The organism is Agrobacterium sp. MS2 (assembly GCF_003261015.1).
Taxonomy (GTDB): Bacteria; Pseudomonadota; Alphaproteobacteria; order Rhizobiales; family Rhizobiaceae; genus Agrobacterium; species Agrobacterium pusense.
In genome coordinates this window covers 1-568 of the sequence record NZ_QLNF01000067.1, presented here as the reverse complement: position 1 = coordinate 568, position 568 = coordinate 1, and the positions used below count along the sequence as shown (strand labels likewise).

Here is a 568-nt window from a genome sequence, read left to right as displayed (position 1 = left end):
TCTCGAACGTGTGGAACTTCCGGTCTTTGAGATTGCGCAGTCGCGGTGAGAACCGCTTTCCGATCAAGGCGAACAGCCCGAAGATATGATCACTGGCACCGCCCGTGTCGGTAAAGTGTTCCTGAATGTCGAGCACCGTGTCCTGGTCGAAGAGCCCATCGAGCACATAGGCCGCCTCGCTTTCGGTCGGACTGATGGGCAAAATGCCGAAGTAGCCGTACTGATCTGATAGATGGCTATAGAATTTCGTCCCGGGTTCGCTGCCGTAGTGCAAATTGATGTCGCCGCGCTTTGCGGCTCGGTCGCTCGCACGAAAGAATTGGCCATCTGACGATGACGTTGTGCCATTGCCCCAAAGGCGGGAATGCGGATGCTGGGTGTGGACATCGGTGATGCACGCTTGCGCCGCGCGGTAGGTCTCCGATCGGGCATGGAATGTGCGCATCCACCCAATCTGGTGAGCGCTGATCCCCTTGGATGCGCCCGCCATTCGCTTTGGGCCGAGGTTCGTCGCATCGGCCAGTACACCAGCGAGCATGGCAGAGACATTTTTCGGGATGTCGCCGGT

General features: G+C 58.5%; 1 protein-coding gene. It reads right to left on the bottom strand.

The window, feature by feature from the left end; translation table 11 throughout:
• Positions 1–568 (bottom strand): Tn3 family transposase (locus tag DOU54_RS18540; RefSeq protein WP_146617385.1); only part of this gene is annotated, 568 nt, incomplete at both ends.